The organism is Devosia sp., from assembly GCF_034675085.1.
Classification (GTDB): Bacteria; Pseudomonadota; Alphaproteobacteria; order Rhizobiales; family Devosiaceae; genus Devosia.
Window position 1 is genome coordinate 1 of record NZ_JAUCDN010000060.1, and the last position, 13,584, is coordinate 13,584.

General features: G+C 66.9%; 12 protein-coding genes. 2 read left to right on the forward strand and 10 right to left on the reverse strand.

All coding sequences use genetic code 11. From position 1 onward, the window contains the following. From VDP82_RS05885 to VDP82_RS05915, 7 genes are all read right to left on the reverse strand, one after another. A partial coding sequence (locus tag VDP82_RS05885; protein WP_323013917.1) for a LysM peptidoglycan-binding domain-containing protein occupies positions 1-1,724 on the reverse strand: 1,724 nt, incomplete at its 3' end. A 40-nt stretch (positions 1,725-1,764) separates the two neighbouring features. Next, complete coding sequence (gene cimA, locus VDP82_RS05890) at positions 1,765-3,381, reverse strand: citramalate synthase (protein ID WP_323013918.1); 1,617 nt, start codon at positions 3,379-3,381, stop codon at positions 1,765-1,767. A gap of 32 nt (positions 3,382-3,413) precedes the next feature. Continuing rightward, complete coding sequence (locus VDP82_RS05895; protein ID WP_323013919.1) at positions 3,414-3,899, reverse strand: GFA family protein; 486 nt, start codon at positions 3,897-3,899, stop codon at positions 3,414-3,416. A gap of 15 nt (positions 3,900-3,914) precedes the next feature. Next, positions 3,915-4,304 carry a VOC family protein gene (locus VDP82_RS05900; protein ID WP_323013920.1) on the reverse strand — a complete coding sequence of 130 codons (390 nt, stop codon included), beginning with the start codon at positions 4,302-4,304 and terminating at the stop codon, positions 3,915-3,917. 375 nt (positions 4,305-4,679) lie between these two features. Beyond that, entirely contained in the window at positions 4,680-6,092 is a 1,413-nt protein-coding gene (gene cysS / locus VDP82_RS05905; protein WP_323013921.1) for a cysteine--tRNA ligase, read from the reverse strand. Between the two features lie 199 nt (positions 6,093-6,291). Next, positions 6,292-6,795, reverse strand: a complete 504-nt coding sequence (locus VDP82_RS05910; RefSeq protein WP_323013922.1) for a cytochrome c — start codon at positions 6,793-6,795, stop codon at positions 6,292-6,294. A 61-nt stretch (positions 6,796-6,856) separates the two neighbouring features. After that, entirely contained in the window at positions 6,857-7,858 is a 1,002-nt protein-coding gene (locus VDP82_RS05915) for a fumarylacetoacetate hydrolase family protein (RefSeq protein WP_323013923.1), read from the reverse strand. 117 nt (positions 7,859-7,975) lie between these two features. Between VDP82_RS05915 and VDP82_RS05920 the strand changes: the two genes are divergently transcribed. Next, on the forward strand, positions 7,976-9,139 hold the full coding sequence (locus VDP82_RS05920) for a DUF2865 domain-containing protein (RefSeq protein WP_323013924.1): 1,164 nt from the start codon (positions 7,976-7,978) through the stop codon (positions 9,137-9,139). Here the strand turns inward: VDP82_RS05920 and gltX are convergent. Together gltX and VDP82_RS05930 are read right to left on the reverse strand one after the other, a co-directional pair. Beyond that, positions 9,084-10,409, reverse strand: coding sequence for a glutamate--tRNA ligase (gene gltX / locus VDP82_RS05925; protein ID WP_323013925.1), 1,326 nt, complete (start codon positions 10,407-10,409; stop codon positions 9,084-9,086). The two genes, VDP82_RS05920 and gltX, sit on opposite strands and share 56 nt — an antisense overlap. After that, the gene (locus tag VDP82_RS05930) at positions 10,406-12,070 is read right to left on the reverse strand and encodes an NAD+ synthase (protein WP_323013926.1); all 1,665 of its coding nucleotides are present in this window, start codon (positions 12,068-12,070) and stop codon (positions 10,406-10,408) included. Before VDP82_RS05930 ends, gltX begins: the two co-directional genes overlap by 4 nt. Before the next feature lie 233 nt (positions 12,071-12,303). Between VDP82_RS05930 and VDP82_RS05935 the strand changes: the two genes are divergently transcribed. Continuing rightward, positions 12,304-12,753, forward strand: a complete 450-nt coding sequence (locus VDP82_RS05935) for a response regulator (protein WP_323013927.1) — start codon at positions 12,304-12,306, stop codon at positions 12,751-12,753. Positions 12,754-12,817: 64 nt separating this feature from the next. Here the strand turns inward: VDP82_RS05935 and VDP82_RS05940 are convergent. Then, the coding region (locus VDP82_RS05940; RefSeq protein WP_323013928.1) for an HWE histidine kinase domain-containing protein at positions 12,818-13,584 on the reverse strand (767 nt) is incomplete at its 5' end.

Genomic DNA, 13,584 nt, shown 5'->3' on the forward strand with positions numbered 1-13,584 from the left:
ACCTGGCCGGGATAGATCAGGTCCGGGTCGCGGATCTGGCCGGTATTGGCCTGGTAGATGGTGGTGTATTTGAAGCCCTCGCCATAGACGCGGCGGGCGATGGTCCAGAGATTGTCGCCGCGCCGGATGATGGCCTTGCCCGAGGCAAAGCGCTGGGCATCGCTCCCACCCACCGAAACGGCCACCAGAGTAGGCACGGGGGCCGCGGCGGACTGTTGCGAGGGTGTCGAAGAGGCGGAAGGCGCGGGCTGGCCCCCCTGCGCAGGCGTTTCGCCTGTCGCCGGGGCAGATGTGCCGTCCGAAGGCGCATTTTCAGGCGTTTGACCTGCCGAGGACGCCTCGGGCGCGGCGGCAATGGCGACCGGCGGGGTCTCGGCAGGCAGATCGAGCACGAAATCGACCTCTGCCCGGGCCACGACGCCGGCGGAGCCGGGCTGGAGCATGTCGATGCGCACGCGTTGCTGCGGACGGGTCAGCACCTTGCCGGCCTCGATGAGCCAGCGGCCCTCGGCCACAGTGGTATCGGCCACGAAGCCATCCTCGACATAAAGGCGAATGGTCGCGCCCTCGCTGCCGGCGCCGGCGAAAAAGGCACGATCGCCTTCAACCTCGATGGCATCGATCGTGGGCTGTACCAGAGGCGCGGCCGCTGCCGGGGCAGGAACGGGTGCGGGCGTCGGCTGGACGGGCGCGGCCGCGACTTCAACAGGAGCCGGCGTTGCCGCAGGCGTTTCAGGCACCGGAGCCGCAGGCGCGGGCGGCGCGGCGGGCTCAGGAGCTGTCGGGGCCGCAGGAGCCGGTTGCGGGGCCGCTGGAGCGGCCTCCACAGGCACGGGGGCAGGCCCCTCGGCCGGTGCGAGGGCCGGGGCCGCCTCAGCGGGCGCGGCAGGCGCCGGAGCAACGGGCTGGGGCGTCACGGAAGGCTGGGCCGGTGTCTCGGCAGTGGTGGCTGGGGCCGGCTGCGGCGCGGCAGGCTGCTCAGCCTGTGGCTGGGGAGCGGGCTGCGGGGCCGGGGCCGGGGCAGGCTGAGGCGCGGCGGGCGGGGCCACCGGATCGGCGGCCGCAAGCTGGGCCGGCGCCTCGGCGGGGGCTGGAAGGCCCTGCAAAACCTGGCTTATCGCCCCCGGCGTGCTGGCCACGACCAATGGCTCGCTGGACTTGTCGTCATTGATGACCACGACGAAGGACTGCTCGGCGCGGCCGGACTTTCCGGCTTCGGCCAAGGTGATCTCCGCCCCGCCTGGCGCGATGGGCCGTTCGGGGACGAGAACCCAGTCGCCGCTGGATTCGACGGTGGTTTTACCCAGAAGATCGTCGTTTTCGTAGATTTCAACCTCGGCGCCGGGGGTGCCGCTGCCGGCGATGACCACGGAGCCATCGGGCTCGGCGCGCAGCAGGCCGAAGGTAGCCGAAATCAGATTGTCGGGGATATCGGCGGGGATATCCTCGGCGACGTCGAGCGCCGGCTCGCCCAGCTCGGTGGGCGCCTCGGGCGCGGGAGCGGGCGGCACCTCGGCCGTGGCGGCCGGCGTGGGCGGGGGCAGAATGCCGGACTCGGCCAGCTTGCCTTGCAGACACTGGCCCATGCCCTGCCCGGAATTGAAGCAATCCACGACAGACGGGCCGGACACGACGCCCAACACGACCAGCAGGGTAACCACCGCAGCGCCAATGGTCAGCGCGAGCGGTTTTTTCGGTGCGGTTTCGGCCAGTTTGCCCTCCACAGGACGGATAAGACGGCCACCCCTGGGGCGGCGGCCCGGATTAAGCCACTTTGTCTGTCGTTTGCTGAGCCGCTTCAGTTTTCAACAGCTTGTATGTGATCGATTCATACAGAGCTTCAAAGGACGCATCAATGATATTGGGCGAAACGCCCAGCGTGTGCCAGCGCTCGCCGCTGGCATCGCGGCTCTCGACCAGCACACGGGTGATCGCGCCCGTGCCGCCATCGAGGATACGCACCTTGAAGTCGACCAGTTCGAGGTCTTCGATGCGGCCCGAATAGATGCCCAAATCCTTGCGCAGGGCCAGATCCAGAGCGTTGACCGGGCCATTGCCCTCGGCCACCGACATGAGCAACTCGTCGCCCACCCGGATCTTGACGACCGCTTCGGTGACGGTGACCTGCTCGCCCAGGGCGTTGTGGCGGCGCTCGACGCTGGCCCGGTAATTCTCCACCGAGAAGAAGACGGGCAGCGTGCCCAGGACCTGGCGGGCCAGAATGGCGAAGGAGGCATCGGCGCCATCATAGGAATAGCCGCGCGATTCGCGCTCCTTGACGGTAGCGAGGAGCTTTTCGAGGCGCGGATCGCCCTTGGACAACTCGATGCCGTGGCGGGCCAGCGCCGTCACCAGATTGGACTTGCCGGCCTGCTGGCTGACCATGATGGAGCGCTCATTGCCGACGCTTTCGGGCGGCACATGCTCATAGGTGGAAAAATCCTTGAGCAGGGCTGAGGCATGGATCCCCGCCTTGGTGACGAAGGCGGAAGCGCCGACATAGGGGGCCTGTTTCATCGGGGCGCGATTGAGCCGGTCGTCGAAGGCGCGCGAGATATGGGTGAGCCGTTCGAGCCGGGCCGGATCGATGCCGGTTTCGAAGCGATCGGCAAAGGCGGGCTTGAGGACAAGGGTGGGGATAAGTGTGACCAGATTGGCGTTTCCACAGCGTTCGCCGATGCCATTCAGGGTGCCCTGGATGTGGCGGACGCCGGCTTCGACGGCGGCCAGGGTGTTGGCGACGGCCTGTCCGGTATCGTCGTGAGCGTGGATTCCCAGTCGCAATTGGGGCGAATTGGCTAACAGACTGCTAACAATCCGCGTCACCTCAGATGGCATCGAGCCGCCATTGGTATCGCAAAGGACAACCCAATTCGCACCCGCCTCATGCGCGGCCAGAACGCAGGCGGTGGCGTAGTCGGGATTGGCCTTGTAGCCATCGAAGAAATGCTCGCAATCGACCAGCGCCTCCTTGCCGGCGGCGACGGCGGCGGCGACGGTCTGGCGCAGATTGTCGAGATTTTCCTCCAGCGAGATTTCGAGCGCGACGCGCACCTGATGATCCCAAGCCTTGGCGACGAAGCAGGTGGCCTCGGCGCTGGAGGCGAGCAGCGCCTGCAAGCCCGGATCGTTGGCGGCGGAGCGCCCTGCCCTTTTGGTCATGCCGAAGGCGGTGAAGCGGGCGCGGCTGGTACGCTTTTCGGCAAAGAACTCGGTATCGACCGGGTTGGCTCCGGGATAGCCGCCCTCGATATAATCCACGCCCAATTCCTCGAGCAGGCGCGTGATGGCGATCTTGTCCTCCAGGGAAAACTCGATGCCGGCGGTCTGGGCGCCATCGCGCAGGGTGGTGTCGAAGAGATAGAGGCGGGTTCTGGACATAGGCTCAACTCATATGCCGTGATGCATGGCCGCTAGGGCCATTGCTCGGTGTCGTGATCGGGATGCTGGCGGCTGGTGGATCTGATGGCGGCGGCCCAGGCCTGGCGCGCGCCATCCTCGGTCTGTCCGCCATGTTCGATGCTGGTGATGGTGTCGAACCAGGGCACGCGGCTCTCATTGCCGGTATTGGCCAAAGGCGGGAACAGCTCGGGGTGATCGAGCGAGCCGATGGTGAAATTGACCCGGTTGGCGGTGATGTCGTCGTAGAACAGTGGCGTGCCGCACTCCTGGCAGAAGCCGCGATCGACATGATCGGAACTGCGGAAGCGCGCGGGCGTGCCGCGCGTCCACACAATGGCCTCGCGCGGGGCGGCGACCAGGGCGGCAAAGATATTGCCCACCGCCTTCTGGCACATGCGGCAATGGCAGATATGGGCGTTATCGAACATTTCCGTCGCGTGATAGCGCACCGCGCCGCATTGGCAGCCGCCGCTGACTTGGATGGCATGGCGGTTCATCAGCTTTTCTCCCTCTCAAGCCGGGACATGGCAGACCGCTTCGACATTGTTGCCGTCCGGATCGATGACGAAAGCCCCGTAGTAGCCGGGGTGATATTGGGGGCGCAGGCCGGGGGCGCCATTATCCTTGCCGCCAGCGGCCATCGCGGCGGCGTAAAAGGCATCGACCTCGGCGCGCGACCGCGCGGCAAAGGCATAGTGACGGCCGGGGCCGGTCTGGCCATCGGGGCATTGGGTGAGCCAGAAATCGGGCTTGTCGCGGCCATAGCCGCCCACCTTGATGCCGCCGGTATACTGTTCGGGCACCAGATTGAGCAAGCTGGCCCCCAGCGGCGCGAGGGCGGCATCGTAGAATGCCTTGGCCCTGGTCCAGTCGGCGACGAGAATTCCTACGTGGTCAAGCATGGTTCAGTCTCCTGTTCGAGGGAGCAGCAAGAAACGCAAGGGGATGGTCAAGAGGTGTCAGCAAGGCAAAGGACTGGCGGCGATTAACTCTGAATTTCTCCAAAATCCCGGCGCTGCCCACGGGCTTGACCCGTGGGCCACACCCAGCAGGCGCCGAGGCATCATGGGCTCCCGATCCGGCCCGCGGATCAAGTCCGCGGGCAGCGCCGTTGGATAGGCGGGCGGTACCGGTGGGTAGGCGGGCAGCGCCGGTGGGTGGGAGCGGGTGCGCGGGGGCCGGCATCGGGGCTAAACGTCCCCCACCCTTGATCCCTCCCCGCAAGGGGGAGGGTGACGACTGAGGCAATGCGGGCCTACTTTTACGGGGCTGCGCGCTCACCGCTTCATTTCCCATCGGGTGCGTCGGGCGCCGGCTTCGTCCTTGTAGTCCATCAGGGCGATGCCTTGCCCGGAAAGCTCGGTGCGGATGGCGTCGGCCCTGGCGAAGTCGCGGGCGTCGAGGGCGGCGAGGCGCTCGGCGATGGCGGTGGCGATGTGGGGGGGCTCCTGCCAGCCATCGTCGGAGGTGATGAGCGAGGAAAGGCCGAAGCCGAGGAAAGCGAGGCTGTCGGCGAGGCGCTGCCGGGCATCGGCGTCGCCCCGGTTGGCGTCGCGGGCGATGGCGTCGAGCGCCACGCTGGCGCGGTGGAAATTGAGATCGTCGGAAAGGGCCGCCACCACGGCAGGGTCGGGAGTATCGCCCGGCCCGGCGTCGCGGGCAGCGCGCTGCCAGTCGCGCAGTTTGGCCTCGGCCTCTTCGAGGCGCTTCACCGAAAAATCGATGGGCTCGCGGTAATGGGTCATGAGCATGGCCAGACGCAGCACGTCGCCGATCCAGGCGCGGCCGCCCATGGCGCCGGTTTCCAGCAGCTCGTTGATGGTGACGAAATTGCCCAAGCTCTTGCTCATCTTCTGGCCTTCGACCTGAAGGAAGCCGTTATGCATCCAGACATTGGCCATGGCGTGGGTGCCATGGGCGCAGCGGGACTGGGCGATCTCGTTTTCGTGGTGGGGGAAGATGAGGTCGAGCCCGCCGCCATGAATGTCGACGGTCTGGCCGAGATAGCGCTCACTCATGGCCGAGCATTCGATATGCCAGCCCGGACGCCCCCGGCCCCAGGGACTGTCCCAGCCCGGCTCGGTGTCGGAAGACTGCTTCCAGAGCACGAAATCGGCGGGGTTCTTCTTGTGCGCCTCGACGGCGATGCGGGCGCCGGCCAGGTTGTCCTCGAGATTGCGGCCGGAAAGCTGGCCGTAATCGGGCATGGAGGCGACGTCGAACAGTACCTCGCCGCCGGCGAGATAGGCATGGCCGCGCGCCAGCAGATCGGCGATCAGCACCTGCATCTGGGCGATATTGTCGGTGGCGCGGGGCTGGACGGTCGGCTCCAGCGCGCCCAGGGCGGCGGCGTCGCTGCGGAACTGGGTCTCGGTCTTTTCGGTGACGCGGCGGATAGCCTCGTTGAGCGGCAGATCGGGAAAATCGCGCAGGGCGCGGGCGTTGATCTTGTCGTCCACGTCGGTGATGTTGCGCACATAGGTGACGTGAGCGGCGCCATAGAGATGACGCAGCAGGCGGAACAGCAGGTCGAAGACGATAACCGGCCGCGCATTGCCGATATGGGCGAAGTCATAGACCGTCGGACCGCACACATAGATGCGCACATTGGCGGCATCGATGGGGATGAAGGCCTGCTTTTGGCGGGTCAGCGTATTGTAGAGCGTGATCTGCGGCTTTGCCGTGGTCATCGAAAGGTCCTGAATGCCAGACGGATGGGGGCCCTGGCGGGGGAGCCTCTATCCATTGCGCATAATCAGGATGAAGAAGACCGCTCCGCCAACGCTTGGGTTAGCAGGTAATAATGCCGGCGGTAATGGTGCATTTGGTCTTCATGGCGCGGAGATTGACCGCTGGCGGGCGGGAAATCAAGCCGAAAAAGAGGGGCCCCTAGCGGCGAAACACCTGATGGCACTGGTTGCAGCTGCCCCCGATGGCCTGAAGGGCGGCGGTGTAGCCGGCCGTATCGCCCGCTTTGGCCGCGTCCAGGCCCGCCTGGGCGCTGTCACGCGTGGCATTGGCGATGGCGACGAACTCGTCCCAGCGCTCCCAGACGGCGGGAAGCGCCTCGCTGTTACCCACCAGCGAGCCCTCGGGAAAGAGCAGCGGCAAATGGGAGTAGTTGTCGAACAGCGTCTGCATGGTGGCCACGGCCTCGTCGCCGGCGAGGCGCCCCGCGGTGCGCAGCTGCATGCCGTTTTCGCGCATGATGGCCTTGCGGGCGGCCACGGCCTCCTCTGGGGTGGCGGGAGCGACGAAGGCATCCTGCGCCATGGTGGCGATGACGCCCAGCGACATCAGACCGGCAATGGCCAAGGCGGAAATTTTCGAAACGGTCATGGAAATCTCGACATCGATCTGGTTCTGCAGGCCGGCGGCGAACCGCGACTGCACAGTGGCACAGGCTTTGTGGCGACCCTATGACAACACGGCAATGTTATCCAATTACAATATGTTAAGGTAAGGCGACGCGCTGGGCGATGTCGCCGAAAACGCTTTTTCCCGCCGCGTCGACCGCGCCGATGCGCACCACGTCCCCAGGCTTGAGGAAGGGGGTGCGGGCGCGGCCATATTTGAGCTTTTCCACCGTTCGCGCCTCGGCGATGCAGGCAAAGCCGATGCCGTCGCGCTTGATGGGCAGGGATTCGTCATGCCGGTTGGAGACGGTGCCGCCCCCGATAATGGTGCCCGCCCCCAGGGAGCGGGTGCGGGTGGCCTCGACGATGAGGTCGGCGAAATCGAAATGCATGTCGGCGCCGGCATCGGGCTGGCCGATCAGCGTGCCGTTGACCTCGATGCGCAATTGCAGATGCAGACGATCATCGCGCCAGGCCGGGCCCAGGCTGACGGGCGTCGCCACGATGGGGGCGAAGCTGGTGGCGGGCTTGGCGTGAAAAAAGCCGAAGCCATTCTGCAAATCGTCGAGGACGAGGCGGCGAAGGGAAACGTCGTTGCAGACGGTGACCAGGCGGATGGCGGCGCTGGCCTGGGCCCGCGTCGCGCCCATGGGCACCGGGCCGATGATGACGGCGATTTCGGCCTCGAAATCGAGCGCCAGATCGGCATCGGGCACCAGGATAGGGTCGGTGGGGGCGACCAGCGAATCGGAGCCGCCCTGATAGAGCAGCGGCCGGGCCGATTGCAGCTCGGCATCCTTGCTGCCCTTGAGGCTGCGGACGCGCTCGAGATGGTTGAGATACCCGGCGCCGTCGATCCACTGATAGGCGCGGGGCAGCGGCGCCAGGGCCTGGGCGGGATCGAAGGGCTGGCCGGCAATGGCCCCGGCATCGAGCCGGGCGGCCAGCTCGGACAGGGCGGGAGACAGGCTTTCCCAATCGTCCAGCGCCGCCTGGAGGGTGGGGGCGACACGGCCGGCGGAGACGTAATGGGCCAGATCGGCGGAGAGCACGACGAGGTGCCCGTCGGGGCGGCCGTTCCTGAGCGTTGCCAGCTTCATGGCGATGGGTTCTCTCGCAATAGTGTGTCCCGGCAGCGCTATGACAGGCCTGCCCGGTGACTATAATGTTGCCAACGGTCCTAGCGTTGTCTTAAGGGCCGCAGGACCGAAAAAACAATGGCGAGGCTCGGCTTGGGCAGGATTGGCGCGCGCGCCCTGATGATGACGCTGCTGGCGGCGGCCTGCCTTGTGGCCGACGTGACCGCCGCCCATGCGCAGGCGGCGCAATGCCGGCAACTGGCGGCGGCGTTGCAGCAATTCGAGCGCAATGCCGATTTCCGCCAGGTGGGCGGCAATTCGCAGGCGGCCCAGCAGGCGGCGCGCGACGTGCAGGCCATGGAAAGCCGCTATGTGCGCGACGGCTGCAATGACGACGCCAAGGCCGGCCGCCCCCAGACCCAGGTCTGCCGACAGATCGGGCGGGAAGTGTTGCGCCTGCGCGAGGTGGCGGCGGACGTGGCCCGGCAGGTGGACACCGCCAATGCCATTGCCGGCCAGCGCGAGGCGATCCTGCAGGAAATGGCGCGCTTCGGCTGCGGCGCGGACGGATCGAGCGCCACCTTCACCAATCAGCGCCAGGCGCTGTTCGACCGCGTGTTCGGGTCCACCTCGGAAGGCGATTTCAGCAATGGCCAGATGGTGGATGGCGGCGACTATTGGGGCTATCAGGGCTACCAGACAGTGCGCACCGTCTGCGTGCGGCTCAGCGACGGCTATTTCTGGCCGATCAGCTATTCCACCCTGCCCGACTATGTGGGCGAGGACGCCCAGCAATGCCAGCAAAGCTGCCCGACCACGCCGGTGGAGCTGTATTTCTACGATAATCCGGGCCAGGAGCCCGAGCAGATGCGCAACATGATGGGCCAGCCCTATACGGCGCTGCCCAGCGCCTTCCGCTATCGCGAAGAACTGGACACCAGCCCCGGCGCCAGCTGCAAGGTCGCCCCGCAGACCAATGGGCGGCTGGAGGCGGTGACCGCCGCCGACGGCACCAGCCGCATGGCCATCGAAGTAGACGGGGTGCGCTTTCCGCTGCCGCTGCGCGACCCGCGCGGGGTGGCGCCGGTGCAGGTGCCAATCGAGGCGCCCTTGCAGACCGCCACCCTGGTCGACGTGCCCCTGCCCCGCCCGCGCCCGGCCGGCCCCGGCGAAACGCCGACCGCAAGGCCGGTGCCGCAGACCACCGACACCAGCCTGCGGCTGGTGCAGTTCGGCGAGCGGACCGTCAGGGTAGTCGGGCCAGACACGCCTTACGCCCAGCCAGCGGAAGCAGGGACTTAAGCTCGGGCCCATCGGGCCGGCCGGTCAGCGCCAGCCGCAGCGGCAGGAACAGCGCCTTGCCCTTGCGGCCGGTGGCCGCCTTGAGCGCATCGGTCCACTGGCCCCAGGTGGTTTCGTCCCATGGCTCGGGCGGCAGCAGCGATTTGGCCAGCGCCAGGAACTCGCGGTCTTCATCGGCGATGACGGGCGCGACCGGGCCGGTGAGCAATTTCGCCCATTCGGCGATGTCGTCGAACTTGCGCAGATTGTCGCGCAGCAAAAGCCACATCGCCTCTCCTTCCAGCCCCAGCGCCGACAGGCGCGCGCGCGCGCTCTCATAGGGCAGAGCATGCAGGATGCGGGCATTGAGGGCGTCCAGCTCGGCGGTGTCGAAGCGCGCCGGGCCATGGGAAATCATGGAAAAATCGAGCCGGGCGGCGATTTCGTCGAGCGTCTCATAGGGCTCGATGGAAAGACTGGTGCCGGTGAGGCTAGCCATGATGGCGATGGCCATCGGCTCGTAGCCGGCCTCGCGAAACTGCGCGATGGACTGGCTGCCCAGGCGCTTGGAAAAGCCCTGCCCGGCGGCGTCGGTGAGCAGGTTGTGATGGGCGAAAACGGGGACGGCCCCGCCCAGCGCCTCGAAAATCTCGATCTGGGTGCCGGTATTGGACACATGGTCCTCGCCACGGATGACATGGGTGATGCCCAGATCGATGTCATCGACGACGGAGGGGAGCGTATAAAGATAGGAGCCATCGGCGCGGATCAGCACCGGATCGGACATGGAGGCGGTATTGACCGTCTGCTGGCCCTTGATGAGGTCGGCAAATTGCACCGGGCGGCCATCGAGCCGGAAGCGCCAGTGCGGGCGGCGGCCTTCGGCTTCGAGGCGGGCGCGATCCTCGTCGGTGAGGCTGAGGGCGGCGCGATCATAGATGGGGGGCTTGCCGAGCAGGCGGGCGCGGGCGCGCTTGCGGTCCAGCTCCTCCTCGGTTTCGTAGCAGGGGTAGAGCCGGCCCATGGCGATGAGCCGGTCGCGCGCCGCATCGTAAAGCGCGGTCCGCTCGGACTGGCGCACCAGACTATCGGGCCGGACGCCGAGCCAGGCCAGGTCCTGCTCGATGCCATCGGCAAAGGCGCGGGTGGAGCGGGCGGCGTCGGTATCGTCCATGCGCAGCACGTAGCGGCCGGCATGGCGGCGGGCGAAGAACCAGTTGAGCAGGGCCGGACGGGCATTGCCCGGATGGATGCGGCCGGTGGGGGACGGCGCCCAGCGAACAATAATCATCCGATCGAGCGGTCCTTGTAGCCATTGGTGATGGGATAGCGCCGGCCGAAGCCGAAGGCGCGGGCGCTGAGCTTGGGGCCCGGCGCGGCCTGGCGACGCTTGTATTCGGCAATATTGACCAGGCGCTCGATGCGCGCGACCAAGGCCGCGTCATGCCCCTTGGCGACAATCTCGGCCAGCGAGAGGTCGTTTTCCACCAGGTCGGTGAGGATGGCGTCCAGCACCGGATAAGGCGGCAGGCTGTCCTGATCGGTCTGGTCGGGGCGCAATTCGGCGCTGGGCGCCTTGGAAATGATATTGGCGGGGATCACCATGCCGGACGGGCCGAGGCACCCGGCGGGCACAGCAGTGTTGCGCCACGCCGCCAGCCGGTAGACCTCCATCTTGAACATGTCCTTGAGCGGATTGTAGCCGCCATTCATGTCGCCATAGATGGTGGCGTAGCCCACGCCCACCTCGGATTTGTTGCCGGTGGTGAGCAGAAGCGAGCCGAGCTTGTTGGAAATGGCCATCAGCACCAGCCCGCGCATGCGTGACTGGATGTTCTCTTCGGTAAGATCGACGGGGCGGCCGGCAAAGACCGGGGCCAGTTCGCCCAGGGCGGCATCGACCGGCGCGCCGATGGAGACGATATCGTAGCGCACGCCCAGCGCCTCGGCGCAATCGCGCGCATCCGCCAGGCTCGCCGGCGTGGTGTAGCGATAGGGCAGCATGACGCAATGGACATTATCCGGCCCCAGCGCATCGACGGCCATGGCGGCGACCACGGCGCTGTCTATGCCGCCGGAGAGGCCGAGCACGGCAGTGGCGAAGCCATTCTTGGCCATGTAGTCGCGCAGCCCGAGCACGCAGGCCTGCCAGGGGGCGGCATTCTCGTCGGGCAGTTCGGCGATGTCGCCACGGGCGCAGGTCCAGCCGTTTTCGCCGCGCACCCAGTCGGAAACGATGAAATCGGACGCGAAGGCCCGGCCCTGCACCACCACCGCGCCGCCTGGCTCGATGGCGAAGGAAGCGCCGTCGAACACCAGTTCGTCCTGCCCGCCGACCTGGTTGAGATAGAGCATGGGCACGTCATCCTCGGCAACGCGGGCGCGCACCAGGCGCTGGCGCTGGTCGAGCTTGCCGCGCCAATAGGGCGAGCCATTGGGGCAGAGCATGATTTCGGCGCCGCGCATGGCCAGGTGCTCGCACACATTGGTGTGCCAGATATCCTCGCAGATGGGGATGCCCACCGGCACGCCCCGGATCACCACCGGATCGGGGAGCGGGCCGGGCTTGAAATAGCGCTGCTCGTAAAACACGTCGGAATTGGGCAATTGGCGCTTGAAGCGCGTGGCGACAATCTCGCCGCCCTCGGCCACCAGCACCCCATTGCGCAGCCCTGCATCCTGCCAGACAGTGGGCAGGATGAGCGTCAGGCCGGTATCGGCGGTGGCGGCGGCCAGATCGCGCGCCGCCTGCATGGCGTCGGCGACGAATTGCGGCTTGAACAGCAGGTCCTCGGGAATATAGCCGGTGAGGAACAGCTCGGGCAGCATGAGAATATCGGCGCCGGCTTCCACCGCATCGGCCAGCGCGGCCCGGCCCAGGGCCAGATTACCGCCCAGGTCGCCGACCTTGGGATTGAGCTGGGCGAGCGCAATTCTGAGACGGTCTGTCACGGTGATGCCGACCTGTTTCGAGCTATATACATGAGGACCGGACGGGAGGCCGGCCAGGCCGTGCAAGACTTATCCGCTCGCCTTGAGGAGGGCAAGCGCGCAGCAGGTTGCCGGAATTGGCAGTTTGGTAACCCGTCGGGCGCAAGCTGGGGCAATAATACCATTAATGTGAACCGGGGACGGCAACCGAGCCGAAGCTGGGGAGTTGCCCACAAGCCAGAAGGCGAATGTGTGTGTCCAAGAGCAAGCGTATGACCTATAGAGTATTGGTGGTGGAGGACGAGATTTTCGTCGCCACCGAAATCGAGCATGTGGTGGAGGAGATGGGCTTTTCGCCCGCCGGAATCGCGGCCGATGAAAGATCCGCACTCGCCCTGGCCGACCAGACCGACATCGCGCTCGTGGATCTGAACCTGCAGGACGGCCCCACCGGCATGCGCATCGGCCGCGCGCTGGCGCAAAAGCACGGGGTGACGGTTCTGTTCATGACCGCCAATCCCGGCCAGCTCGGCAATGGCGTGCCGGGCACGCTGGGGGTGATGGCCAAGCCGGTGACCGACCGCGACCTGCGCGCCGCCGTGGCCTATGCCGTGGCCCGCCATGAAGAGGACGAAGACGCCATTCCGCCAGGGCAATTGCGCCTGTTCGAGACGCAGGACGGCAATAACTGCGCCGCCGGGTAAGGCGCGGAAAAGACGGAATGCGGCCGGCCTTCGCGCCGGCTTATTTTTTTGGTGAAACCCCGCGTCAGGCCCCGACCGGCTCGTCGCGCAGGCGGGCGGAGCGGCGCAGGGCGGCCAGGGGCAGCTCGATATCGACGCGCAGGCCGTCGGGCTCCCATTGGCGGCGCAGGCGGCCGCGTAACTGCCCCTCTATGCTCAGGGTGATGACGCGGGAGCCGAAGCCGTTGAGCGCCGGATTTTCGGCCACGCCGGGACCGCCCCGCTCCTTCCAGACAAGATGGTAGTGCTCGCCCTCGACGCGGCCGGTGAGGGTCACCTGGCCCTGCGGAGTGGAGAAGGCGCCGTATTTGGCGGCATTGGTGCCCAGCTCGTGAAACAACAGAGCCAACGGGGTGGCGGCGCCATCGTCGATGGCGATATCCTCGCCCTCGAAGAGAAGGCGGGGGGCGCCATCCTGCTCATAGGGGCGCAGCAGGCGCTCGACCAGGGCATGCAGCGAGCCCTGGCGCAGGCCCGGCGCCGCATCCTGGCCGGAGAGGCGCACGAAATCATGGGCCTCGCCCAGGGCGTGGACGCGCTGGCGCAATTCCTCGGCGAAGGAGCGGACCTCGGGCCGGCTGCGGGCCGACAGGCTGATGATGCCGGTGAGCACGGCAAAGAGGTTCTTGATGCGGTGGCTCAATTCCTGGGCCACCAGCTCGCGCTCGGCGGCGGCCTGGCGCGACTGGTGGATGTCGGTACCGGTGCCGATCCAGCGCATGATGCGCCCGGTCTCGTCGCGCACCGCCAGCGCCCGGCCCAGCACCCAGCGATATTCGCCGCTGCGGTGGC

Coding starts and splice junctions, on each gene's coding strand:
- VDP82_RS05915 (WP_323013923.1), bottom strand. CDS start 7,858: ATGAAGCTGGCAACGCTCAGGAACGGCCGCCCCGACGGGCACCTCGTC.
- cysS (WP_323013921.1), bottom strand. CDS start 6,092: ATGACCACGGCAAAGCCGCAGATCACGCTCTACAATACGCTGACCCGC.
- VDP82_RS05900 (WP_323013920.1), bottom strand. CDS start 4,304: ATGCTTGACCACGTAGGAATTCTCGTCGCCGACTGGACCAGGGCCAAG.
- VDP82_RS05895 (WP_323013919.1), bottom strand. CDS start 3,899: ATGAACCGCCATGCCATCCAAGTCAGCGGCGGCTGCCAATGCGGCGCG.
- gltX (WP_323013925.1), bottom strand. CDS start 10,409: ATGATTATTGTTCGCTGGGCGCCGTCCCCCACCGGCCGCATCCATCCG.
- VDP82_RS05920 (WP_323013924.1), top strand. CDS start 7,976: ATGGCGAGGCTCGGCTTGGGCAGGATTGGCGCGCGCGCCCTGATGATG.
- cimA (WP_323013918.1), bottom strand. CDS start 3,381: ATGTCCAGAACCCGCCTCTATCTCTTCGACACCACCCTGCGCGATGGC.